21 protein-coding genes are annotated in these 22,637 nt (G+C 53.4%); 17 read left to right on the top strand and 4 right to left on the bottom strand.

Features of this window, described 5'->3' with window-relative positions; genetic code table 11:
• Window positions 1-123: 123 nt before the first annotated feature.
• The gene (locus tag J4E05_RS04335; protein WP_085590757.1) at window positions 124-573 is read left to right on the top strand and encodes a universal stress protein; all 450 of its coding nucleotides are present in this window, start codon (window positions 124-126) and stop codon (window positions 571-573) included.
• Window positions 574-672: 99 nt separating this feature from the next.
• Here the strand turns inward: J4E05_RS04335 and J4E05_RS04340 are convergent, their stop codons facing one another.
• Window positions 673-2,031: a YihY family inner membrane protein gene (locus J4E05_RS04340; RefSeq protein ID WP_085590727.1), complete on the bottom strand. Its 1,359-nt coding sequence runs from the start codon at window positions 2,029-2,031 to the stop codon at window positions 673-675.
• A gap of 204 nt (window positions 2,032-2,235) precedes the next feature.
• Here J4E05_RS04340 and fabI point away from each other — a divergent pair, with 204 nt between their 5' ends.
• The 4 genes from fabI (at window position 2,236) to J4E05_RS04360 (ending at window position 5,929) form a co-directional block, all read left to right on the top strand.
• On the top strand, window positions 2,236-3,066 hold the full coding sequence (fabI, locus tag J4E05_RS04345; RefSeq protein ID WP_085590729.1) for an enoyl-ACP reductase FabI: 831 nt from the start codon (window positions 2,236-2,238) through the stop codon (window positions 3,064-3,066).
• A gap of 89 nt (window positions 3,067-3,155) precedes the next feature.
• Entirely contained in the window at window positions 3,156-4,244 is a 1,089-nt protein-coding gene (aroC, locus tag J4E05_RS04350) for a chorismate synthase (RefSeq protein ID WP_349592698.1), read from the top strand.
• 451 nt (window positions 4,245-4,695) lie between these two features.
• Window positions 4,696-5,316 (top strand): TetR/AcrR family transcriptional regulator, encoded by a 621-nt coding sequence (locus J4E05_RS04355; RefSeq protein ID WP_085590733.1) that lies wholly within the window; start codon window positions 4,696-4,698, stop codon window positions 5,314-5,316.
• 157 nt (window positions 5,317-5,473) lie between these two features.
• The gene (locus J4E05_RS04360) at window positions 5,474-5,929 is read left to right on the top strand and encodes a DUF2269 family protein (protein ID WP_246832930.1); all 456 of its coding nucleotides are present in this window, start codon (window positions 5,474-5,476) and stop codon (window positions 5,927-5,929) included.
• A gap of 74 nt (window positions 5,930-6,003) precedes the next feature.
• Here the strand turns inward: J4E05_RS04360 and J4E05_RS04365 are convergent, their stop codons facing one another.
• On the bottom strand, window positions 6,004-7,239 hold the full coding sequence (locus J4E05_RS04365; RefSeq protein ID WP_349592702.1) for a DMT family transporter: 1,236 nt from the start codon (window positions 7,237-7,239) through the stop codon (window positions 6,004-6,006).
• A 119-nt stretch (window positions 7,240-7,358) separates the two neighbouring features.
• Between J4E05_RS04365 and J4E05_RS04370 the strand changes: the two genes are divergently transcribed.
• The 6 genes from J4E05_RS04370 to J4E05_RS04395 all read left to right on the top strand — a co-directional run bounded on the left by J4E05_RS04370 (window position 7,359) and on the right by J4E05_RS04395 (window position 13,420).
• A complete protein-coding gene (locus J4E05_RS04370) occupies window positions 7,359-8,219 on the top strand; it encodes a LysR family transcriptional regulator (RefSeq protein WP_349592705.1) in 861 nt (286 codons plus the stop codon).
• A 401-nt stretch (window positions 8,220-8,620) separates the two neighbouring features.
• On the top strand, window positions 8,621-9,043 hold the full coding sequence (locus J4E05_RS04375) for a GlcG/HbpS family heme-binding protein (protein ID WP_085593692.1): 423 nt from the start codon (window positions 8,621-8,623) through the stop codon (window positions 9,041-9,043).
• A gap of 174 nt (window positions 9,044-9,217) precedes the next feature.
• Window positions 9,218-10,333 (top strand): TRAP transporter substrate-binding protein DctP, encoded by a 1,116-nt coding sequence (dctP, locus tag J4E05_RS04380; RefSeq protein WP_349592708.1) that lies wholly within the window; start codon window positions 9,218-9,220, stop codon window positions 10,331-10,333.
• A 77-nt stretch (window positions 10,334-10,410) separates the two neighbouring features.
• A complete protein-coding gene (locus tag J4E05_RS04385) occupies window positions 10,411-11,115 on the top strand; it encodes a TRAP transporter small permease subunit (RefSeq protein ID WP_085593694.1) in 705 nt (234 codons plus the stop codon).
• Complete coding sequence (locus tag J4E05_RS04390) at window positions 11,112-12,668, top strand: TRAP transporter large permease (RefSeq protein ID WP_349592711.1); 1,557 nt, start codon at window positions 11,112-11,114, stop codon at window positions 12,666-12,668. The genes J4E05_RS04385 and J4E05_RS04390 overlap by 4 nt, the downstream gene beginning before the upstream one ends.
• 224 nt (window positions 12,669-12,892) lie before the next feature.
• Complete coding sequence (locus J4E05_RS04395; protein ID WP_085593696.1) at window positions 12,893-13,420, top strand: DUF4760 domain-containing protein; 528 nt, start codon at window positions 12,893-12,895, stop codon at window positions 13,418-13,420.
• On the opposite strand, the gene J4E05_RS04400 is transcribed toward J4E05_RS04395, so the two are convergent.
• Window positions 13,417-14,178: a TlyA family RNA methyltransferase gene (locus J4E05_RS04400; RefSeq protein WP_349592714.1), complete on the bottom strand. Its 762-nt coding sequence runs from the start codon at window positions 14,176-14,178 to the stop codon at window positions 13,417-13,419. The genes J4E05_RS04395 and J4E05_RS04400 overlap by 4 nt on opposite strands.
• Before the next feature lie 70 nt (window positions 14,179-14,248).
• A complete protein-coding gene (locus J4E05_RS04405) occupies window positions 14,249-14,926 on the bottom strand; it encodes a GntR family transcriptional regulator (RefSeq protein WP_349592716.1) in 678 nt (225 codons plus the stop codon).
• A gap of 315 nt (window positions 14,927-15,241) precedes the next feature.
• On the opposite strand from J4E05_RS04405, the gene dctP (J4E05_RS04410) reads away from it, so the two are divergent.
• The 6 genes from dctP (J4E05_RS04410) to J4E05_RS04435 all read left to right on the top strand — a co-directional run bounded on the left by dctP (J4E05_RS04410) (window position 15,242) and on the right by J4E05_RS04435 (window position 22,544).
• A complete protein-coding gene (dctP, locus tag J4E05_RS04410; protein ID WP_085593699.1) occupies window positions 15,242-16,249 on the top strand; it encodes a TRAP transporter substrate-binding protein DctP in 1,008 nt (335 codons plus the stop codon).
• A gap of 240 nt (window positions 16,250-16,489) precedes the next feature.
• Window positions 16,490-17,197 (top strand): TRAP transporter small permease, encoded by a 708-nt coding sequence (locus J4E05_RS04415; RefSeq protein WP_349592720.1) that lies wholly within the window; start codon window positions 16,490-16,492, stop codon window positions 17,195-17,197.
• Window positions 17,198-17,209: 12 nt separating this feature from the next.
• Window positions 17,210-18,529 carry a TRAP transporter large permease gene (locus J4E05_RS04420; protein WP_085593700.1) on the top strand — a complete coding sequence of 440 codons (1,320 nt, stop codon included), beginning with the start codon at window positions 17,210-17,212 and terminating at the stop codon, window positions 18,527-18,529.
• A complete protein-coding gene (locus J4E05_RS04425; RefSeq protein WP_349592723.1) occupies window positions 18,529-19,851 on the top strand; it encodes a malonyl-CoA decarboxylase in 1,323 nt (440 codons plus the stop codon). Before J4E05_RS04420 ends, J4E05_RS04425 begins: the two co-directional genes overlap by 1 nt.
• A 6-nt stretch (window positions 19,852-19,857) precedes the next feature.
• Window positions 19,858-21,384, top strand: coding sequence for a malonate--CoA ligase (locus tag J4E05_RS04430; RefSeq protein ID WP_349592726.1), 1,527 nt, complete (start codon window positions 19,858-19,860; stop codon window positions 21,382-21,384).
• Between the two features lie 173 nt (window positions 21,385-21,557).
• Window positions 21,558-22,544: a quinone oxidoreductase family protein gene (locus J4E05_RS04435; RefSeq protein ID WP_349592729.1), complete on the top strand. Its 987-nt coding sequence runs from the start codon at window positions 21,558-21,560 to the stop codon at window positions 22,542-22,544.
• The last annotated feature ends 93 nt before the right edge of the window (window positions 22,545-22,637 follow it).

Below are 22,637 nucleotides of genomic sequence, written 5' to 3' on the forward strand. Positions count from 1 at the left end.
CTTCAAAACCCTAAATTCGGTTTTTCTGATATTATGACTTGCCCCTGATGGTTGAACTTGGCATGGCTGATGGCATGGGATAACATTTTGTTTCCACCAGCTTTTCACAATAAAGGCCACACCATGTACAAGAAAATCCTGCTTGCCTATGATGGCAGCCAAGAAGGCCGTGCGGCCCTGAAACAGGGTGCTGAACTTGCCGTTATGTGCCAGGCCGAAGTTTGCCTTCTTGCCGTGCTGGCACCGGATATAGGGGTAATTTATGCCGAAGCTGCGGTTCCGTCTGATTTACCGGACCGAATGCTTGCCGATATACAAGAAAGCCTGAACGAGGGTAAGGCGAAGTTGCAGGGCATGGGGCTGGCCGTTGAAACCCGTTTGGAAAACGGCATTCCCGCCAGCGAAATTGGCAGGGTTGCCGAGGTTATCAAAGCTGATCTGATTGTGGTTGGTCACCGTGAACAGGGCGCATTGTCGCGCTGGTGGGGCGGGTCAACCGGTGCATCACTTTTGGCACATGCCAAATGCAGCACCCTGATTGCCATTGCCCCGACACCGTCAGACCCTGCCTGAAAAGACATTTCACGTCAGACCAAAATACATACCATTCAAATGCCGGTCGCCCATGCAACCGGCATTTTCTTTAACCCTGCATTGCGCGCAAAAATACCGTCACTCGACCTGGCGGTTCATTTCATCAGGGTCAATGTCAACGGGTGCCGATGAAGTCCCGTCATCCTCGACAGGTTGTGGCACCTTGTCCTCCGGGCGGGGGCTTTGAAACAGGTCGCTAATTGATACATCAAGCAACCCCTGACGGGTATCGTCAAGCTCCAGCAATTTATCGCGCACACGTCCGGGCCAGCCGCTATTGACCTCAACCAGCAACAACCGGTCATGATCCAGAAACAGGCCCAGCCGGGTCATTAAGTGACCAAGTTTTAAACGCGACAAATCCCCCGATAATAACCAGCGATGTTTTTCGCTGCGTTCGATCAGGTTTTCGCGGCGCAATGCGGCCAGCGCCCAGTTCAAATCCCGCCCGCCCATTTTCAATTCGCGTAATAACCGGCGATAGCTTGGCGGTTTATCGGCCAGTTGAAACCGTGCCTGCAGATATTCCAGCAGCTTAAGCACCGCAATCAACCGTTCGGTATGACCAGGGACACCTCCGCGCGGGTCCGGCACCAGCCCGGCGGCCCGTGCTGCCCGCCATTCGGACCGTGCGGCGGCCACCTGTGCGCCCAGCAAGATGACCATCCAGGTCAAATACATCCAGATCAGAAAAATCGGCACCACCGCCACGGCACCATAAATGGTCTGATAGGTCGGGAATGTGCTGACATACAGGCCAAAACCCTTTTTCAAGGCTTCGAACAGAACCGCCGCAACCACCCCGCCAACGGCCCCGTCAACAATGACGACAGACCGGTTTGGCATTCCTAAAAACAATAAGGTAAAGGCAATGGCGGATAAAAAGAATGGGGCCAAAAACCCCAACTGGCCAATTTGCGCATCAAGGGCGTCGCCGCCGATCATGTGACGCATGGCAAAAATATAGGACGCCATCGACAGACTAAGGCCCAACAATAACGGCCCCACTGTAATCAACGCCCAAAAAACCACCAGTCGCGACAAAAGTTTGCGAGGCGTTGTTACCCGAAAAACATCGTTCATCACGGTTTCGATAGAGCCAAGCAACATCACTGCCGTGAAACCCAGAACCACCGTGCCAATGGCCGTCATCTGGCCGGTATTTTTTAAGAAACCGGCTAAATAATCAGCGACTTCAGAACCGGTTTCGGGCAGGAAGTTGCTGAAAATCAACCCGGAAATCTGATCTTTCCATTGATCAAACACCGGAAAAGCCGAAAGCACGGTCAGCGCGATTGCCAGGAACGGAACCATCGCCAGCAACGTGGTGTATGACAAGGCACTCGCCCGTTGCGGCGAGTTGTCATGTAAAAACCGCATAAACGCATAGCGCCAAAATCCGGTACGATCGTCGAGCAATTTTCGCCAATTCACCATTAAACGCTTAATCCTGTGCAATTTCCGGCTATAGTGAGATAAGCAAGCCAGAATAACGTGCCATGCAAAGATAAAACAGGCCAGATTGATTTTGGCCGGGCTTTGTGTAGGATGCGGATAATATTGAATGTCTCCAGTATACGTTCCCGCCCGAACCGGGTACGGTTCCAGATACGGAGAGAGATCGCCTGAACGAGAGGAAAAATGAGCCTGTCCGCCGATAACCTTTCAGGCCTGATGGCCGGTAAACGAGGCCTGATCATGGGCGTCGCCAACGATAAATCCATTGCATGGGGCATTGCCCGTGCCGTAGCCGCTGCGGGTGGCGAAGTTGCGTTCACCTATCAGGGCGATGCCCTGGGCAAGCGCGTTCGCCCGCTGGCGGAAAGCATTGGCAGCGACATTGTCTTGCCCTGCGATGTCAGTGATCCCGCCAGCATTGATGAGGCTTTTGCGGCCCTGAAGGAAAAATGGGACACCATTGACTTCATCGTCCATGCCATTGGCTATTCCGACAAAAACGAACTTCGGGGCCGGTATCTTGACACCTCGCCCGAAAATTTCGCCATGTCGATGAATATCTCGGTCTATTCATTTACTGCCGTTGCCCAGCGCGCCGAAAAAATGATGACCAGTGGTGGTTCAATGCTGACCCTGTCCTATTACGGGGCAGAAAAGGTGATGCCGCATTACAATGTGATGGGGGTTGCCAAGGCCGCCCTTGAAGCCAGCGTCAAATATTTGGCCAACGACCTTGGCCCGGATAATATTCGTGTTAACGCCATTTCCGCCGGGCCGATCAAGACCCTGGCCGCTTCCGGGATTGGCGATTTCCGCTATATCCTGAAATGGAACGAATATAATTCACCGATGCGGCGCAATGTTACGATCGATGATGTCGGTCGGTCGGGTCTGTATTTCCTCTCCGACCTGTCAACAGGTGTGACGGGCGAAACCCATCATGTCGATTGCGGCTATCATACCGTTGGCATGAAACAGGTGGATGCCCCGGACATTACGGTCAGCAAACCCTAATCGCGATCACGATATCATTACCGGGTCGCCCACGGGCGGCCCGTTTTGTCTGTCTCAATCGTTAACCTCTTGATGTCTGGATATCTCTGATGGCTGGCAACAGTTTTGGCTCTCTGTTTCGTTTTACCACCTTTGGCGAAAGCCACGGCCCGGCCATTGGCTGCGTGGTGGACGGGGTGCCGCCGCGCCTTGATCTGTGCGAAGCCGACATTCAGAAATATCTGGAAAAACGCAAACCCGGCCAGTCCCGCTTTACCACCCAGCGCCGCGAACCTGACGAGGTTAAAATTCTTTCAGGTGTGTTTGAAGGCAAAACAACCGGCACACCGATTGGCCTGTTGATTGAAAATGTCGATCAACGCTCCAAGGATTATGGCGAGATCAAAAACCAGTTCCGCCCCGGCCATGCCGATTACACCTATTGGGAAAAATACGGCATTCGCGATTATCGCGGCGGTGGGCGTTCATCGGCGCGTGAAACCGCCATGCGAGTTGCCGCCGGTGCCGTTGCCCGCAAAATTTTGGGCGATGACATCAAAATTCGCGGGGCCCTGGTTAAAATGGGCACCAAGGAAATCAATCGCGCCAACTGGAACTGGGACGAGGTTGATAACAACCCCTTCTTCACCCCCGATGCCGACGCCGTGCCGGTTTTTGAAAAATATCTCGATGGCTTGCGCAAGGATGGGTCATCGGTTGGTGCCGTGATCGAGGTGGTTTGCTCTGGCGTACCGGTTGGCCTGGGCGACCCGATTTACGACAAGCTTGATGCCGACCTTGCCAAGGCAATGATGACGATCAATGCCGTCAAAGGCGTTGAAATTGGCAATGGTTTTGAAGCTGCCGAACTGACCGGCATTGAAAATGCCGATGAAATGCGCATGGGCGAAGATGGCAAACCGGTTTTCCTGTCGAACCATGCCGGTGGCATATTGGGCGGCATTTCATCGGGTGAAGATGTTGTTATCCGTTTTGCTGTGAAACCGACCAGCTCTATCCTGCAACCGCGCCACAGCGTCGATACCGCAGGCAAGGATGTGGATGTCGTGACCAAGGGCCGCCACGACCCCTGTGTGGGCATTCGGGCCGTCCCGGTTGGCGAAGCCATGGCCGCCATTGTGCTGGCTGACCACCTGTTGCGTCACCGCGCGCAGTGCGAAGGCTGGAACAAGGCCTGATCAGGGTTGGGTCAGAGGCGCACCGCGTCCCCACTCGTTGGTTGACAATAAACACCATAGACCATCATTTGGCAGGGCACATGTGGCCCTGCCTTTTTGCTGAAGCGGGCCTTGCGACGCTGCTTGTCATTGCTGCCTTTAACGGGCAGGTGCCAAAACTCCGCCTTGCGATATCACTTTGGCGACACATCCTGTCACGCCAGCGCATTTTACGGCTTTCCTCATATCAGCCGGGTGGCTTAAAACACCCCATCAAACCACCGCAACCTGCACAGCCCAATACCTGAAGCCTTAAACCAGCCACAAGCTGCCGGTACAACAACATCACTATTTTCCGCCCCTTGTACTGACCTACCGAAAAAGGCTGATTTCTGCGGTATTTGCGCTTGACGCACGTGGCAGCTTTGAATATGTTAACATTATTAACATACATAAAAAACGACACGAGCATATGAGCAAATATCACCACGGCGACGTGCGCAATGTATTGCTGCGCGAAGCCGAAACCATCCTGCGCAAGGAAGGCCCGGGCGGCCTGTCTTTGCGTCGCCTCGCCCGGTTAACCGGGGTTTCCGAAGCCGCCCCCTATCGCCATTTTGATGGCAAGGATGGCATTTTGGCGGCAGTGGCAATTGCCGCATTGGAACGCTTTGGCGAACGGCTGGAAGAAACCGCCAGATGCGATCTGCCGCATGAAGAACGCATCGTCGCACTCGGTGCGGCCTATGTCGAATTTGCCATCGAACATCCACAGCATTTCCGGCTGATTTTCGGGCGCGAACGCCCACCGCTGGACCAATACCCCGATCTGCGCGATGCCGCCGACAGTGTTTTTGATATTTTGCAACGCTCTGTTACCAATCTGGACCAGCGCGGTGACATGACACTGGCCGATGCCGCCAATGCCTATAACCGTGCCCTGGCGGCCTGGAGCCGGGCGCACGGTATTGCGACCCTGGTAATTGATGGCATGATATCGCCACCACTGGACCAACCTTTGCAACAATTCGTCTTTGGCCTTCTGGCCGAGGATCTGGGCATTCCCGCCAGCTTGCAAAACACAAAGAAATAACAGCAAAAAGAACATGTATTTCACGTGGTATGCCCGACTATAGCCGTGCATCACACCAGCCTTTCCTTTACCAGTGCCTAATCTGGTCCACGCCGAACAATCGCCCCCGTTTCCCCCGTTTCTCGTTGCAATCAAAGGCAGCCTTATGGATTTCATCTTGATAAAATTTATCCATCTTGTCGGGGTGGTGCTGTTTCTGGGCAATATCATCGTCAGTGCAGTGTGGAAAAATGCAGCTGATCGCACAAAAAACCCGGCGATCATTGCTTTTTCCTGCCGGCTGATCAAAATCACAGACCTGGCCTTTACCGCAGGCGGTGTGGTGTTAATTGCAATCGGGGGCCTTGGCATGTATCACATCGGGCGCATTGACCTTGCAGCCCGCGTCAATCTGCAAAGCGGCATAACGCTGTTTGTGATTTCGGCAATTATCTGGCTTTTGGGGTTGATCCCCCTACAACGTCGCATGGCGCGCCTGTCGCATATGGCAGCAGCACATAACGCGACCACCCTGCCCGACACCTATTTTCGCGCCGCACGGCTGTGGAATTTTCTGGGGGCACTTGCGGTTATTTTGCCAATCATAACCTTGTGGCTTATGCTTAACCCCTAAAGACGCTGCACCGCCCGTTCTGCCCGCAACGCCAATGCCGCCTTGCTTTTCAGCGGGCAGGAAAGGCTTTGTCCTTATATCGCCCGGCGGCGGCGAAATACCGTAATATAGGCCACCGCCGCCATAACAAACGCAGCCCCCAAACCATGCCAGGGGTTTAAAACCTCGCCCAGCACAAGCGCCCCCAGCAATGCCGACATAAAAGGCTGCCACAATAAAATAATCGATCCGGTTGCTTCATCAACGCGTTTAAAACACACCGACACCATACCCTGCCCGCCGATATGGGTTAAAAATGCCAACCCGCACAAGGCCAGCCAGCCCCCTGCCATCACCGGCATACCGATATGGCCATCAAAAATCACCATATAAACGGCCAGAACCAGCGCCGTAACCGCCGTACTCCATAGCATGATCTGCAAGGCGGAATGATCCTGGCGCAGACGGGCAATAACAACGAAATACGCGCCATAAAACCCTGCCGCAACAATCGCCAGAATATCCCCATAAACCGACCCGTTGCCCCGCGCGCTGGCAAAAAACAGGCACATTGCCCCCAACATGGCAATCGGCAAGCCCTGCCAGAACCGTCGGCTGGGGCGGCGCGCCAATCCCATCAGGCCAAAACAGCCAACGAAAAGCGGGGCCAGGTTATTTAGTAAAATCGCGTTGGCAACGGTTGTCATGCCAATCGCCAGATGGGCAAACATTAAATCGGCAGCAAACAAAACACCTGCAAATATCAGCAACTCGGTTTTACGTTTGGTATGCGGGGCAAAATGCGTGCCCTGTTGGGGCGTTACAGCGTTCAATGCTGCCTTGCCACCCCCTAAACGCCGTTTTGCGCCGAATAATGGTAAAATCAACACCTGACTTGCGATCAAAAAAACCGGGGCCGATAACATTGACCGCCAAAATGCCGATGCCTCGGCCGAAACACCCGACAACCGGACAAAAATTGGGCCCAGCCCCATCAGGCTTGCCGCCAGCAAAAGCCCCAATACCGGCCACAACATGGTGCGTGGGGTGGGCGTTTTTTCATCTGTCGCACCGGCCGCCTGTTCATCTTTGAATGACGCGGCTGACACACCCATTTCAACTTCTGAATCAGCCGGGGCTTTTGCATTTTGGTCATTATTATTCGTGCGGGCATCTGACCTGCCGGTCGTATCGGCCCCATCCGCCGCTTCGACACCGTTTACACCATCTGCATATTCGCCATGCCTAGCTTTCTTGCGATCAGGGCAAGCAGGCGAAACTGAAATACTGGCGGGATTGTGCATAACCGGGGCCTCGATTAATAAAGACATTGTGATATTGCGCAACACCAGCCAGATTACCCTGTGCCGGAGCAAGCGCGGCCTCACCATGCCTGCAGTCGCGGGCAAAGGGAAATCGGTTTGACTTATAGCGGAAATAACAACTTCTTATGGCGTTATTAAATGTCGAGATTGATTGGCTAAGAACCTTTTTAACTGTGCTGGAAACGCAAAGTTTTACCCGCACGGCCGAAATTCTTTTGCGCACCCAGCCTGCAATCAGCCAACAAATCAAACGTCTGGAAGAAACGGTTGGAACACCCCTTGTGTCCCGGCATCGCAATCAGGTTTTACCAACCGCCACCGGCCTTGTGGTAAAATCCTATGCCGAAGACATTATCGGCCTGAATGACCGGATGGTTGCCGACCTGCTGGAAGGTGCCCCGCCCGTTTTACGCATTGGCCTGCCCGACGATTATGCCGCCATTTTCCTGCCCGAAATTTTACGTTCAGCCGCACAGCGCCTGCCGCAAACCGAAATCAGCTGCCATTCGGGCTACAGCACCACCCTGGCAAAACGGGTGGCACAAGGCGAACTTGACCTTGCCATCATGACCGCGGAATCCGATGGTGAAAGCCTGCATGTTATTTCCGAACCGCTGGTGTGGGTTGCCAACCCTGATTTTGCCCTGTCACAACGCCCGCTGCCTGTTGCGGTGTATCATGATCATTGTTCGGTTCGCAGAAGTGGCCTGGCGGCCCTGCGCCGCGATGAAATCCACCACCGCATCAGCCACAGCAGCAACGCAAATTCCATGCTGGTGACTGCGGTTCGTGGTGGCCATGCCCTGGGTGTTATGCCCGCCTGCACTGCCCGCCATGAAGGGCTTACAATTGTGACAAGCCCCGACCTGCCCCAATTGCCCGCCATCGACATCGCATTAAAAATACGCGATCAGGCAAGCCCGGCGCTTCGCGAACTTGCCATCAGTGCCATTGCCGCGCTAGGCCGCGAAAACAACGCTGCCTAGACCTGTTTGCGCACGGCACCCTAAAACATCATCATAACGCATTAAAAACAATTGGTTAGTCGGGTTTTCACCTTGAAAATCCGAAAGCTGTTTTGTGTCTGGTGTCCCTGGTCTTTCCACGATGCGAAAAGCAAATTTAAAACATTTGCGTCAATGAAAGACCTTCAAATAGAATTTGATAAACAGAATAGTTGCCCAGGGTTGAAGAAGACCAATCGCATTTTTCTACCCGCAATGGACAACCCGTAAAGGGAGGCGAAAAGCCCGGCACACCGCCAACCGGCATCAACTGGTTGCGCCAGCATTATGGCGTGGCGGTTGTTTTGGTGCCTATATTTTAGAAACACAGCGCGCAGTCATCTGTGCCTGACCACAAAATTCAAAAGCATAACGGAGACTCCATGCTAACGATCAAACGCCTTTCAATTGATGATGCAAAAATACTGATCGATGGCGCACGGGCAAAAGCTACCGACATTGGCGTGCCGATGTGCATTGCCATTGTTGATGAATCAGGCACGCTCATTGCGTTTGAACGCATGGATGGCGGCAAGGTAACCAGCACGGTTATCGCCCAGGACAAAGCCTTCACTGCCGCTGCCGCACGCAAGGCAACACACGATTATAACGCATCGGCCCAACCCGGTAGCCTGGCCTTTGGCATCCACACCGAGGTCGGCGGGCGACTATCGATTGTGGGCGGCGGAATCCCGGTATCGGTTGATGGCGAGGTTGTTGGGGGCATCGGCCTGAGTTCAGGCACCCCGCAACAGGATATGGAATGCGCGCAGGCCGGAATTGATCACTTTTTGGCCCGGCTTTAACCGAACCGAATAAACTTCGCAGCACAGAAACGCTGTGCTGCAACCGCGACAAGGAATGGGAGACTGCCCATCGCAGAATACGAAATGGCACATGACGTGCCATTTCACCCCGGACGCCGACCGATCAATAAAAATCACGGCATGCGTCCTTTACCTCAACGGGAGGAAGAACTGATGAGTGACGTAACCAAAACCGGCATGGATCGCCGGAATTTTCTACGTACCACCACACTTGCCGCTGCGGGGGCAGCTGTTAGTGCGCCGTTCCTGTCCAATACTGCCCTTGCCGCCGGCACCACCTGGAAAATCCAGTCAGTGTGGGATGCGGGCACGGTGGGTTACACCCTGTTTGAAGAATGGTGTAACAACATGGCCGAAAAAAGCAGTGGCGAATTAACCTTCAAGCCATTCCCGGCCAAAGCCGTTGCCGCCGATAACAATGCCCTGTTTGATTCGGTACGCACCGGCGTTTTGCAGGCCATGAACCCCTTTACCCTGTATTGGTCAGGTAAAATTCCGGCATCGGTATTTTTGTCATCCTACCCCGCCGGACCAGACCAGCCCGCCCAGTGGGACACCATGTTTTACGGCTTGGGTATGCTGGAAAAAACCCGCGAAATTTATAAAAAATACGGCCTTTTTTATGTCGGCCCCATCCATCACGATGCCAACGTTATCCATTCCAAAAAACCGGTCAACAGCCTGGCCGATCTTAAAGGCATGAAAATTCGCCTGCCCGGCGGCATGGTTGCCGAAGTATTTGAACAATTCGGCGTTTCCACCGTCAGCCTGCCAGGATCGGATATTTTCCCCGCCCTTGAAAAAGGCACCATTGATGCTGCCGATTATGTCGGACCGGCCGTGAACTGGGATCTGGGTTTTGCCCAGGTAACCAATTACATTCTGTTTGGCCCCCCTGGTGTGATGTCGGTTTACCAGCCGGTCGATTTGATGGACCTGACAGTAAACATGCGGGCCTGGATGCAACTTCCCGACCCGATGAAACAACTGGTCGAAGACCAGGTTCATGCCTATTCGTTGCATCACTATGTCACCATCCAGAAACGTAATGTCGAAGCACTGGAAAAATTCAAACAGGCGGGTTCAAAAGTTTCCCGTCTGAGCGCCGAAGACATGCAGGAATTCCGCCGTGCGGCCATCCCGGTCTGGTATCGCTGGGCCAACAAAAATGACGATGCCAAGGAAATTTTCAAGCTCCAGCTTGAATTCCTGATGAACGATATTGTTGGCTATATCTCGCCAGACGACATCAAGGGCCAGTCACTTTGATCTGAGCAAACCGGGGGCCGCTTTGTGCGAATATCGCCTTGCCCTGCCCCCGGTATCTTTTTGCGTGGGAGGAATTCATGTCTGGCCTTCAAGAAGGTTTCGGCTTTGTCATGCCGCACTGGCTGTATTGGGGATGGCTGGCCGTCATGCCCCTGATCATGATTGCGTGGGAAAGCCGCCAATCAAAAAAAACAGCCCCCCAACCGGACCATCAAGATCCGGCGGCAGACCTGCTGGCCGAGGAAGACCCGCTGATCCGCTATGGGATCAAGGGCAATATCGTTACCCGTATCATTGATTGTCTTAGCGAAAAATCCGGCCTGTTCATTGCATTCTGGACAATCAACACCGTGATTTTTTACTTCTTTGAAGTGGTGATGCGCTACCTGTTCAATATGCCAACCATCTGGGTGCATGAAGCATCGTTCCTGCTTTTTGGCATGCAATATTTGCTGGCAGGGGCGTATGCCATGCTGCACGGTGCCCATGTAAGGGTTGATATCGTTTATAACCTGCTGCCTGACCGGGGCCGGGTGGGCATGGATGTTTTTACATCGGTCTTTTTCTTTATTTTCGCGCTGGCGCTGGCCGGTACATCCTTACGATTTTTTACCGATTCCTACGACATGGGTGAAACCACGGTTGAAACCTGGGGCATTCAATACTGGCCGGTCAAAGGCATGATGTTGCTAGGTGCCGTCCTTATCCTGCTTGCCGGTGTGTCCAAACTGATCAAGGACATCATGCTGTTTGTTGAAATGGGCAAGGAGGGCGCACGATGACTTCGTCTGCAACATCACCAACAGCCCCCCGCACCCCGCGCCCCAACAGCGCAATGGGCAAATTCGGGACCTGGCTTTTAATCATCGCATCCGTGCTGGCTGCTTTTGTTGTCACCGTCGAGGTGATCAATATTCTGCTTTATGATCCCTGGAGCGAGGAGGTTTTCCTGTTTCGCAGTGCCGGTATCCTTGCCAGTGTCGATATCAGCACATTAACCTGGATCATGTTCGGATCATTGGTCGTAGTGCTGATGATGGGCCTGCCGCTGGCCTTTGTTACCGGCGGGCTTGGGGTGGTGTTTATCTATCTGGTGGGAGATTCCACCATGTTAAACATCATTCCCGGTCGCATCTTCCCGATGATGACCAATTCGGACCTTGCCGCCATCCCCTTGTTCATTTTCATGGCATCCATGCTGGAACGCGCCGGCCTGATCGAGGAAATGTTCAACGTTGTCTATAAATGGCTGGGCGGGCTTAGTGGCGGGCTGGCTGCAGCCACCATTCTGGCATCAACCATCCTTGCTGCCATGGTCGGTGTCATCGGCGCCGCCGTTGTCACCATGGGCATAATTGCCCTGCCCGCCATGTTAAAACGCAATTACGATCCACAAATCGCCATCGGCTCCATCATGGCGGGTGGCACCCTTGGTATTCTTATTCCACCTTCCATTCTGGCCATTCTCTATGCCGTGGTGGCCCAGCAATCGGTGGGCGAACTGTATCTGGGTTCTGTCGTTCCGGGACTTTTGCTCTCGGGTATGTATATTGCCTATGTCGTCGTGCGCAGTATTAAAAACCCCAAACTGGGGCCTCCGGTGCCAGTATCCGAACGTATCAGCTTTGCCGATAAGCTACGCCTGCTGCGTGATCTGATCGCACCGCTTATTCTGGTGTTTCTGGTTTTGGGGTTGCTGTTCGCCGGGGTTGCCACACCGGTTGAAGCCGCCGGGATCGGGTCGTTTGGCGCGGTCATCGTGGCCATGATGCATAAACGCTTTTCGCTAACCGCCCTTCGCGAAGCCTCGATCGGCACGCTCAAGGCTTCGGCGATGGTCTTGTGGATCATGTTTGGCGCGTCGATCTTTGTCGGGTTTTACATTCTGCAAGGGGGGCAGACTTTCATTACCGAAGCCATCCTTGGCACCGGCATGTCATCCTATGGCATCTTGTTTTTGCTGATGGTGTTGTTGGTTATTCTGGGCATGTTTCTGGACTGGGTCGGCATTCTGCTGCTTGCCGTGCCCATTTTTGTGCCCATCGTCAAGGCGTTAACCTTTGATGGCCTATTTGGCCTGCCTGCTGTCGCGGGCGATGATGTCGTGCTGTGGTTTGGCGTTCTGTATCTGGTTAATATGCAAATGTCATTCCTAAGCCCGCCATTTGGCTATGCCCTGTTTTACATTCGCGGTGTCTGCCCACCTGAAATATCAATGGCGACCATCTTTAAGTCGTCTCTGGTTTTTCTGGCCCTACAGGCCCTGGGTTTGGCAATGTGCATTCTTTTACCCGGCATTGTCACCTGGCTGCCCAATCTGGTTTACGGGCACTAACCTTTGGTCATCTAACGCAAAAGACCCACACAATTTTGTGTGGGTCTTTATTTGCCATGTGTCCAGGGCGCTATCATTTCCGACAGAGCGCACGACGAATAATCGATATCTTTAAAACCCACGTTCAGTTTCCATTACAGACCACTCCATCAGCATAGTAGAACCAGTTAACGTAAAACTTATATAATCAGATATCGTGATATATTCAAGGTAACGATTAAACAATGGATATTTCAACAGACCTGATCATACCGGTAATTTCTGCAATTGTTGACTGGAGTAAAAACCTTCTTCCTCAACAAGCGGTTCTTATTACCGGGGCCCTGGCGACAACAGGATGGATTTTTTCGGCTTCCCTTACTCGTAAGCTCAGCCGCAAACAACATACAATGTCTGCTTTGCTAGATGACGCAGAATTTCGCAAAGGGGCGGCCATCATTCGTGATTACGTCAAACAAAATCGTTACCCCATCCCCGAAAACGACGAATATAAAAACTGGCAATCGGGAATGAGGGCCTGCCTGAACCACTATGAGTTTTTATGCTCCGGCATTCTGCGGCGCGATTTTGACGAAAAACTTATTCGCATCAATGAACGCTATAACCTGATCACAATCTACAGCTACGCCTATAGCTATATCCAGTCATTACGCGCCGAAAAGCCACATGGCGACCAAACCGTTGATCGGCAAAATCTGTATCGCTCACTGGAAAAAGTCGCCCGGCGCTGGGCTCCTCCATGGACACGTTAAGACGTCCGATCAGACGCCCCGCCGTCCTTGCATCCCCCAATCAGGAATTCAACATTTCCTTCGGGGCCGGTAATCGGACTGGTCGCAATACCCAGTACGCGCCAGCCAGGAACATTGGCCAGCCAGTCGGAAATAGTATCGCACACTTCCTGATGTAATTCGGGTTCGCGCACCACGCCTTTTTTACCAACCCGTTCCTTGCCAACCTCAAATTGCGGTTTGATCAATGCGACCAAATATCCGCCGGGTTTTACAAAATCCATGCTCGCAGGTAAAACCGTGCGCAGGCCAATAAAACTGGCATCGCACACCACAATATCAACCGGGTCCGTAATCTGTTCAGCGGTAATATGGCGGGCATTGGTTTTTTCCATCACAACCACGCGGTCGTCATTGCGCAGTTTCCAGTCCAACTGGCCCTGCCCGACATCAATGGCATAAACCTTTGTCGCCCCATTTTGCAGCAATACATCGGTAAAACCGCCCGTCGAACATCCCACATCGATGGCGGTAAAACCGGTGGCATCGATGGCGAATTCGCCCAGGCCCTTTTCCAGCTTTAACCCGCCGCGTGATACCCACGGGTGCGGCTGGCCGCGCAAGGTAAGGGATATATCCTCGCGCACCTGCATCCCGGGTTTATCAAGCCGCTGCTCACGGGTAAATACATCCCCGGCCATAATATGGGCCTGGGCCTTGCCAAGGCTTTCGACCATGCCGCGGTCGACAAGCATCTGATCCAAACGTTTTTTTGCCATGCGGGTTTGTAACGTACCTGTATGAAAAAATCACGCGCGGTTTACGCAAATTTACCTGCGGGAACTGTCGCTAGCTTGCCAATGGTTCCAGATAGGCGCGCGGCACCATTGCCAGCAAATCGTTAAGGGCTTCCCCTTGCACTGCCAAATGCGCACGCATTAAATCTGCCGCATTATCGGCTTTGCCGCTGGCAATCGCCTCGAGAATTTCAGCATGTTCATTATTGGATTTTTCCACCCGGCCCGGCCGATGCAGCTGCAAACGACGATACGGCGACAACCGGTTACGCACCGTTTTGGTCTGCCGCTCCAGATACGAATTTCGACATCCGGCATAGATTGCCTCGTGGAAACGCACATTGGCCGCATAATAGGCATCGGCATCCACCTGCCCGCGCAGGGCATCGCATTCGGCGGAAAGTTCATAAAGCCGGTCTATATCGGCCTTTGCCATGCGCCGCGCGGCCAGCCGGGCACACATGGCTTCAAGCTCGGCCATAACCTCAAACATCTCGATCAGTTCACCAACCGTGATTGATGCAACAACCGTTCCACGCCGGGGTAATGTTGCCACCAGTCCGCTTCGCGCCAGGGATTGCAGGGCCTCGCGCACCGGCGTTCGCGAAACATTAAAGCGTTCGCTCAGGCCGCGCTCGTCAAGGCGGTCGCCCGGCTGAAGCAACCCGGTAACAATATCGCGCTCCAGTGCCTGCACCAGATCTTCTGCCAGTTTGCCGTTTCGCGCCATCAGGCGTCCTCCATAAAAGCCGAAGCGTGGTATACCAGAACATAAATTCCGGCCCGTTTCAAAGAAATTCAGAAGCAAAAACGCAGGCAATTTCGCTGCATTGCAAAATCAAAAGTCTTTTTAAACGGGGTTTTTCAGCATTCCAGCGCACCTTCCGTATGTGGCATTGCAAAAGGCCAATCTGGTATACAAAAACAGATAGACAGCATGCCAGAAATCTGTAACGCTTTCTCTCATGGCGAAAAGCGCCACAACAAAAAAGCGCATAACGCGCATTGCGATTACATGAAACGCAGCTTCATCCGGGAGGATTTGATGAAGATTTTTAATGCTACTTTGAAAGCATCTGTGGCAGCTGTTGCCCTGGCCGCCACAGCTTTTGGCATGTCGGGCATTGCCTCGGCCACGACCCTTAAACTGTCGCACCAATGGTCAACCAGCGATGTTCGCAACAAGGTTGCCGAAATCATTGCTGACGAAGTCAAAGCTGCCGATGTTGATCTGGAAATCCAGATTTTTCCGTCCGGTTCGCTGTTCAAAGCCAAAGAACAATGGACCCCGATGGAACGTGGCCAGCTTGACATGATTGTTTACCCGCTGGCGTATGCCGGTGGTCGCCACCCTGAATTCAACCTGACGCTGATGCCTGCCCTGATCAAAAACCACGATCACGCCAACCGCATGAACAAATCTGAATTCATGGCGCGTCTGGAAAAGATCCTGAATGACAGTGGCGTTGTCACGGTTGCCCATGGCTGGCTGGCCGGTGGTTTTGCCTCGACCAAGGGCTGCATTCGCACCCCGGACGATGTGAAGGGCTTGCAAATTCGTGCCGCAGGCAAATCGTTTGAACAGATGTTGCAGGGGGCTGGTGCCTCCATCGCCGCCATGCCCAGCTCGGAAATTTATCCGGCCATGCAAACCGGCGTTCTCGATGCCACCAACACAAGTTCGTCCAGCTTCGTTTCCTATCGTATTTACGAACAGGTAAAATGCTATACCCCTGCCGGTGCCAACGCCCTTTGGTTCATGTATCAGCCGGTTCTGATGTCCAAGAAAAGCTACGACGCGCTGAACGACGCGCAAAAAGAAGCCCTGGCTGCGGCTGCGAAAAAAGCCGAGGCATTTTATGATGCCGAAGGCCGGAAGGAAGACGAGACCAGCGTTAAGGTCTTTAAGGAAAACGGCGTTGAAATCGCCGATCTGACCGACGAAGACTTCCAGAAATGGCAGGATCTGGCAAAGAAAACCTCCTATGCCGAATTCGTCAAGGAAACCCCGGGTGGTCAGGAACTTCTTGATCTGGCCCTGTCGGTGAAATGATGTTTTTCCGGCGTCGCACAGCTGCGACGCCGGATTTCCCGACACGTGTTTGAGGGTCCATACCTGTTAATATAAGCGGACAGGCAACTTTTATGGGTGCGAAATACAAGCAAAAACCCATAAATCGAAATATCCCCGATCAAGGAATTTAACGGTGGCCCCGGCCCCCGAACAATTGCCCCTCGATCAAGCAATGTCTCCGTATTAACAGGCCTGGACCTTAACATAAGGAGGCCACGCGTGAACAACGCAGCCGTTCATTCTACGTCGCTTCCGATTGACATGCCCGACCCGCACGGGAGTACCCGGATTGTGCAGACCAAATCTTCAAATTCACCTTTTCCGCCACCACCCGATATAGAACCGCTGCCGGAAAAGTCGCAAAATTCAACGACGCATTCTGATAGCACCACCCCACCAAAAGGTGGCGCTATCGGGGCCTTTATTCACGGCGTTCACATGCTGTCAAAAATTTGCGGTGCCGCGTCGGCAGGCATGTTTACCATTGCCATGCTGATTATCTGCCAACTGGTTTATATGCGCTACGTGTTAAACGCATCCACCGTCTGGCAAACCGAAGCAGTTATTTTTCTGATGATCGGGGCCACACTGGTTGGCCTGCCTTATGTGCAAATGATCCGCGGCCATGTAAATGTTGATTTGCTGCCGATGTATTTAAAACGCGGTAATCGCAAAATTCTGGCTGTGATCATTTTGCTTCTGGGCCTGGCGATCAGTGCGCTGTTTGGATTTTACGGTATTGAACTGGTTATCGAAGCCCATAGTGGCGGCTGGCGTTCGGAAACAGTATGGGGTGTTGCTCTTTGGAAACCCTATAGCGCACTTCCCATTGGTTTTTGCCTGCTGTTTTTACAGTTTCTGGCCGATCTTTTGGGCCTGATCACAAACCGTACCACCCCGTTTGATATCCCCGAAGACGCCGTATAAGGAGAGCACCTGATGGATCCCTTGCTTCTTGCTGCCCTTGTCGGCATTGCAACCACCCTTGTTCTTTTCTCCGGCATTCCGGTGGGCATTGGCCTTCTGGTGATCAGCGTCGGTTTTATCATGATTTTCGATGGTGTCGGTTCGCTGCCGCTGCTGCCTGAAATCCTGTTTGGCAAACTCGACAGTTTCGAGGTTCTTGCCATTCCCATGTTTATTCTAATGGGGGCCGTTGTGGCATCGTCCCGCGCCGGGGGTGACCTTTATTCCGCCCTTGATCGCTGGCTTACCCGCGTTCCCGGCGGGCTGGTCATTTCCAACCTTGGGGCCTGCGCCATTTTCTCGGCCCTGTCAGGTTCGTCGCCTGCAACCTGTGCGGCCATTGGCAAAATGGGCATTCCGGCCATGCGCCAGCGCGGTTTTCCCGATACGGTTGCCGCCGGGTCAATTGCCGCAGGCGGCACGCTGGGTATTTTGATCCCGCCCAGCGTCACCATGATCATTTATGGTATTTCCACCGAAACCTCGATCGGGCGGCTGTTTTTGGCCGGGTTAATGCCAGGCCTGATGGTGACGGCCCTTTTCATGACCTGGTCGATCTATTCCACCTGGCGTCAGGGCCATGCCGGCACCGCGCTGGCATCTGTTTCCTATAGCTGGAAAGAAAAATTTGAAATCCTGCCGCGTATCCTGCCGTTTCTTGTAATCATTGCGGCGGTTTTGTTTGCGCTGTATGGCGGTGTTGCCACCCCGTCTGAAACAGCAGGTGTTGGCGCGTTGTTCTGCCTGCTGACTGCGGTTGTGGTTTACCGGATGTGGCAGCCTTCCAAACTGTGGCACATCCTGCGCGATACCACCCGTGAATCGGTCATGATCCTTCTGATCATTGGGGCAGCCGGTTTGTTTAGCTATATGCTGTCCAGCCTGTTTATCACCCAGTCGATTGCCCACTGGATTTCCGATCTAGATGTTAATCGCTGGGTCTTGATGGCGTTCATCAATGTATTCCTGTTGATCAGCGGTTTTTTCCTGCCGCCGGTCGCCGTAATCCTGATGTCTGCGCCCATCCTGTTGCCCGTTATCATCAGCGCCGGCTTTGACCCCTATTGGTTTGCCGTGATCCTGACGATCAATATGGAAATCGGCCTGATCACGCCGCCAGTTGGTTTGAACCTGTATGTCATCAACGGCATTGCCCCCGACATTCGCCTGCAAACCATCCTGAAAGGGGCCATGCCCTATGTCGCGTGCATGATCGTTGCCATTATCATTCTCTGTATCTTCCCTGAAATTGCCACCTGGTTGCCCAATGCCATGATCGGAGGAGGCCGCTAATGTCTGGAATTTCTGTTCGCAACTGGATTTCATCCATTGCCGACCGCGGGCGTGAATTGCTTGATCTGCCTTTAAGCACCCCGCAGGACCCGTTCCTGCGGCTGGCAACCCTGTGCCATGATCTGGTGTCGCAAAAGGGGGAGGCGCGCGGCACAGCCCTTGCCCGTGAAGTCGTGCGTGGCTGGGAAAACCTTAAAGAAGACGACCATTTGCGTTTTTTCGAAATGATGCAAAACGAGTTTTCAGCCGATCAGGTCGCCGTTATTGCCGCGGCCGATGCCTATAAAGCCGATCCAAATGAAATTAATCTGGCGGCATTAACGCAGGCATCGGAACCTGACCGCCAGGAATTATTGCGCCGGATCAACATGGCACCGGGTGGGACACGTGCCATTGTCGATATGCGTAATTCCTTGCTAAATCTGATCAAGACCAACCGCCATCTTGAACCGTTAAATGCCGATATGCAGCATTTGCTGACCAGCTGGTTTAATCGTGGCTTTCTCGAACTGCGTCATATCGACTGGGAAACCTCGGCATCAATCCTGGAAAAACTGATCCGCTATGAAGCGGTGCATGAAATTCAGGGCTGGGATGATTTGCGACGCCGACTGGCCGATGACCGCAAATGTTTTGCCTTTTTCCACCCTGCCATGCCCGACGACCCGCTAATTTTTGTCGAAGTCGCCCTTGTACATGGCCTGGCAGACAGCGTGCAGGCCCTGCTGGCCCCGGAAATTGACGAAACGGCGCAATCCAAAGCCAACACCGCCATTTTCTATTCGATCAGCAATTGCCAAACCGGGTTACGCGGTATTTCATTTGGCAATTTCCTGATCAAACAGGTGGTCGAGGAACTGAAACGCGAATTTCCCAAGCTGGACCAGTTCGCCACCCTGTCACCCATTCCCGGTTTTATGGGCTGGTTACGCACCCGGCAAAAGTCAGACAATGACGATGCCAAACAGGCGGCCGAGATATTGGCAGCAATGGAAGATGACAGCTGGGTAAATGATAGCACGCGCGCCGATGCCCTTAAAAAACCCACCTTGCAACTCTGTGCGCGCTACCTCGCCCATGCCAAACGCGGCAAATCCCCGTTGGACCCCACAGCCCGCTTCCATCTGGGCAACGGGGCGCGGCTGGAACGCCTGAACTGGATGGGCGATATCTCGACCAAAGGCTTGCGCCAGGCAGGCGGGTTGATGGTAAATTATGCCTATCATCTTGATAATATTGAACGAAACCACGAATCACTGGTCAATGACGGTAAAATCGCCGTATCGCGCGCCGTATCGCAGCTTGCCGGTAACCAAGGATAGCCTTCCATGTCAGAAAACCTGCTTAACGAATTTATCAAACGGTTCCCGGCCGATCGCTCGCGCCCTTTCCTCACAGAATATGACGGATCAGACGTTAGCTTTACCGACCTTTTGAACCGCACCGGGCGCTATGCCAGCGTTCTTGCCGGTCATGGTGTAATCAAGGGCGACCGCGTTGCCGTTCAGGTCGATAAATCGTCCGATGTGATTGCGCTGTATCTGGCCTGTTTGCAACTTGGTGCCATTCATTTGCCGCTCAACACCGCCTATACCGGCGATGAAATTGCCTATTTCCTTGGCGATGCCGCCCCGCGCGTTTTTGTGTGTCGCCCTGACCGGCTGGAAACATCCCAAACCCTGGCCGCACAAAATAATGTTGCTGCCGTGCTGACCCTTGGCACAAATGGCGATGGTTCCCTTAACGACGAAGCCGCCACAGCCACGGCCTTAACCGATATTGCCGATGTTACAAGCGACGATATTGCAGCAATTCTTTACACATCGGGCACCACCGGGCGCTCCAAGGGGGCCATGCTTAGCCACGGCAACCTCACCTCGAACGCGCTGACCTTGCACAAGGCATGGGGCTTTCAACCCGATGATGTGCTGTTGCACGCCCTGCCGCTGTTTCATACCCACGGGCTGTTTGTTGCGGTCAATATCATGCTGCTTAATGGTGGCAAAATCATCTTGCTGTCGAAATTCGATGCCGACGATGTTTTGGAACGCCTGCCAAAATCAACGGTGCTGATGGGCGTTCCCACCTTTTATACCCGCCTTCTCGCACATCCCGGTTTTAACCGCGATGTTGTGTCAAACATGCGTTTGTTTGTTTCGGGCTCGGCCCCGCTTCTGGCTGAAACCCACGACCAGTTTTTCGAACGTACCGGTCTTAAAATTCTTGAACGTTATGGCATGACCGAAACCTGCATGAACACATCCAACCCGTTGGATGGCGAACGCCGCCCCGGTGCCGTTGGCCCAACACTTCCCGGTATTGAAGCCCGCGTTTGCGACAAGGATGGCAATATTTTGCCGCACGGCGAAATTGGTGTGCTGGAAGTCCGTGGCCCCAACGTGTTTAAGGGTTACTGGCAAATGCCTGAAAAAACCGCGTCGGAATTTCGCGCCGATGGCTTCTTTATTACCGGCGATCTGGCAACACTGGGCGATGACGGCTACATCACCATTGTTGGGCGCGACAAGGACCTGATCATTTCGGGCGGCTTTAACGTCTATCCCAAGGAAGTCGAAGAAATCATCGGCGACTATGACGAAGTGGGCGAAGTCGCTGTCTTTGGTTTACCCCACCCCGACTTTGGCGAAGCGGTTGCTGCCGTTATTGTCCCGGCCAGTGCCAGCGGGTTTGATGAACAGGAAATTATCAAACGCACCCAGGACAAGCTGGCAAAATTCAAGGTTCCCAAGCGGATCTGGACAATTGATGAATTGCCCCGCAACACCATGGGTAAAGTGCAAAAGGCCCAGTTGCGTTCTCAATATGCCGAAACCTTTACGGGCGGCAAAAACTGACTTCCCGGTGATCTACCGGCATGGTGCGTTGTACCGCCAAGCGGCGCAATCAGCACCTGCCGATAACATTGTTTCACCTGACTACGCCGGGCAACAATTGCTGTTGTCCGGCGTCTTTTTATCGGCTCCAATACGGCCATCCTTATTGTGATCCTTTTGCGGAGAACTGCCCCATGACCGCACTAAACGCCCGTCAGATATTAATTGAAGCCCATGGCCCCGCCAGCAACATGGCCGTTAAGGAAGTTTCCCTGCCTGCGCCCGGACCAAACGAAGTTCGCGTTCGCCATACGGCCATCGGCTTTAATTTTATTGATGTCTATCAGCGCAGCGGGGCCTATACCCTGCCCTTGCCCAGCCCGTTGGGCCACGAAGCCGCCGGTATCGTCGAGGCCGTTGGCAGCAATGTTACCGATTTTGGTATTGGCGACCGGGTTGCCTATATGAATGCCGGGCTGGGTGCCTATGCCGATATGCGCAATGTTAGCGCCGAAAAACTTGTTCCCCTGCCCGATAATGTGTCCGACGAAGCCGCTGCCGCCCTGATATTTAAGGGAATGACAGCGCAATATTTGCTTAAACACACCTGCCCGGTCCAGGCGGGGGACATGGTGATTGTCCATGCTGCCGCCGGTGGTGTCGGGCAAATCCTGTCGGGTTGGGCCAAGGCACTGGGTGCTTTTGTGGTTGGTACTGCAGGGTCAGACGAAAAATGTGCCATTGCAAAAACAGCAGGGTGCGACATTGCGATAAATTATCGCCACGAAAACTGGGTGGACGCCCTGTTGACCGCCACCAATGGGCGCAAAGCCCGCGTGGTTTATGATGCCGTTGGCAAGCATACCTTCATGCATTCGCTGGATCTGGCCCAACCGTTTGGCATGGTGGTTCTTTATGGGGCGGCATCTGGCCCCGCCCCCGACATTGCCCCCGAAATATTGAACAAAAAGGGCTGCCTGTTTTTAACCCGCCCATCGGTCTTCCCGCATAATGCCGAACAAAACCGTTTTCGGGCCAATGCCGCCGATTTGTTTGATGCAATTGGCCGGGGCTATGTCAAAGCAGGCATTGGCGCACGCTTTCCCCTTGATGAAGCTGCCAGGGCCCACGAACTGGCCGAAAGCCGGTCCAGCGCCGGACCAATTTTGCTGATCCCCTAAATACAACTGACCAACCTGTTTTTATCCATCTTTCCCCGTTATTCGCGCCACGATTGCGGATAACGGGGAACCTTCTGGCTGTTCGCGATCAAA

Origin of the sequence: Thalassospira sp. NFXS8 (assembly GCF_040148805.1) — a bacterium.
GTDB lineage: Bacteria > Pseudomonadota > Alphaproteobacteria > Rhodospirillales > Thalassospiraceae > Thalassospira.

Bases quoted from the DNA above. Each gene is read 5' to 3' on its own strand.
- dctP (WP_085593699.1), top strand. From the start codon at position 15,242: ATGAAGATTTTTAATGCTACTTTGAAAGCATCTGTGGCAGCTGTTGCC.
- fabI (WP_085590729.1), top strand. From the start codon at position 2,236: ATGAGCCTGTCCGCCGATAACCTTTCAGGCCTGATGGCCGGTAAACGA.
- J4E05_RS04340 (WP_085590727.1), bottom strand. From the start codon at position 2,031: ATGGTGAATTGGCGAAAATTGCTCGACGATCGTACCGGATTTTGGCGC.
- J4E05_RS04375 (WP_085593692.1), top strand. From the start codon at position 8,621: ATGCTAACGATCAAACGCCTTTCAATTGATGATGCAAAAATACTGATC.
- dctP (WP_349592708.1), top strand. From the start codon at position 9,218: ATGAGTGACGTAACCAAAACCGGCATGGATCGCCGGAATTTTCTACGT.
- J4E05_RS04370 (WP_349592705.1), top strand. From the start codon at position 7,359: ATGGCGTTATTAAATGTCGAGATTGATTGGCTAAGAACCTTTTTAACT.
- aroC (WP_349592698.1), top strand. From the start codon at position 3,156: ATGGCTGGCAACAGTTTTGGCTCTCTGTTTCGTTTTACCACCTTTGGC.
- J4E05_RS04425 (WP_349592723.1), top strand. From the start codon at position 18,529: ATGTCTGGAATTTCTGTTCGCAACTGGATTTCATCCATTGCCGACCGC.
- J4E05_RS04365 (WP_349592702.1), bottom strand. From the start codon at position 7,239: ATGTCTTTATTAATCGAGGCCCCGGTTATGCACAATCCCGCCAGTATT.
- J4E05_RS04400 (WP_349592714.1), bottom strand. From the start codon at position 14,178: ATGGCAAAAAAACGTTTGGATCAGATGCTTGTCGACCGCGGCATGGTC.
- J4E05_RS04430 (WP_349592726.1), top strand. From the start codon at position 19,858: ATGTCAGAAAACCTGCTTAACGAATTTATCAAACGGTTCCCGGCCGAT.
- J4E05_RS04385 (WP_085593694.1), top strand. From the start codon at position 10,411: ATGTCTGGCCTTCAAGAAGGTTTCGGCTTTGTCATGCCGCACTGGCTG.
- J4E05_RS04390 (WP_349592711.1), top strand. From the start codon at position 11,112: ATGACTTCGTCTGCAACATCACCAACAGCCCCCCGCACCCCGCGCCCC.
- J4E05_RS04355 (WP_085590733.1), top strand. From the start codon at position 4,696: ATGAGCAAATATCACCACGGCGACGTGCGCAATGTATTGCTGCGCGAA.
- J4E05_RS04395 (WP_085593696.1), top strand. From the start codon at position 12,893: ATGGATATTTCAACAGACCTGATCATACCGGTAATTTCTGCAATTGTT.
- J4E05_RS04435 (WP_349592729.1), top strand. From the start codon at position 21,558: ATGACCGCACTAAACGCCCGTCAGATATTAATTGAAGCCCATGGCCCC.
- J4E05_RS04420 (WP_085593700.1), top strand. From the start codon at position 17,210: ATGGATCCCTTGCTTCTTGCTGCCCTTGTCGGCATTGCAACCACCCTT.
- J4E05_RS04405 (WP_349592716.1), bottom strand. From the start codon at position 14,926: ATGGCGCGAAACGGCAAACTGGCAGAAGATCTGGTGCAGGCACTGGAG.
- J4E05_RS04335 (WP_085590757.1), top strand. From the start codon at position 124: ATGTACAAGAAAATCCTGCTTGCCTATGATGGCAGCCAAGAAGGCCGT.